Origin of the sequence: Nostoc sp. DedQUE07 (assembly GCF_034530975.2) — a bacterium.
Lineage (GTDB): Bacteria > Cyanobacteriota > Cyanobacteriia > Cyanobacteriales > Nostocaceae > Nostoc.
Map to the genome: position 1 here is coordinate 69,887 of NZ_JAVRCC020000029.1, position 627 is coordinate 70,513.

1 protein-coding gene is annotated in these 627 nt (G+C 41.0%); it reads right to left on the reverse strand.

Annotation, left to right across the window (positions count from 1 at the left end):
- Positions 1-401: 401 nt before the first annotated feature.
- Positions 402-627 (reverse strand): hypothetical protein (locus RMZ95_RS21320; protein WP_409883364.1); only part of this gene is annotated, 226 nt, incomplete at its 5' end.

Genomic DNA, 627 nt, shown 5'->3' on the forward strand with positions numbered 1-627 from the left:
AGTAGAAATTACCTTAGAACTTCAGGTCACTGTCCCTGAAGGAGTGCCAGAGAACGTGATTCGCACAGTCAGCGAGAATTGTCGGGTTCTCAAATTTAGTAATCAGGGATTTGAACAAGAATGAAGTTGAGGTAGATAAACTTGTTAGATAGTAATGAGGTAAAGCATTACGTCACACCCAAAGAAGTAAGGGAAAGTCTCGTGGGTTAACGGATTTGAGTGCGATCGCAGTCTTAATTATAGTTACTACTTAATTATTACTCGTAGTGACTGCATATCTTCCCATAGTTAATCTCCTTAACAAAACTAAACCCGTCAGGCATCTGACGGGTTTTTTGGGTTCTTAGGGGCTGAACTGATAGTTTGATCTATCCATAGCCTGAGAGAATCGTTCTCTTCTCTCAGGCTGCTAATTTTCCCAGGTATTCATTTTGGAGTGCAGCAACTTGTTGTTTTAGATTCTCCAAGTCCGCTTGCATTTTGGCTAAGTCTGGAGTTCCTTGGAGTTCTTCAGCCATGTAAGAACGAATCCATCCCATGATCAATTCTGAAGCTGTCTTGCCTTCAGCCTTAGCTTTATTCATAAAAGCTTCCTTTGTCTCATCGTCCATTCTAACAATGATCTGA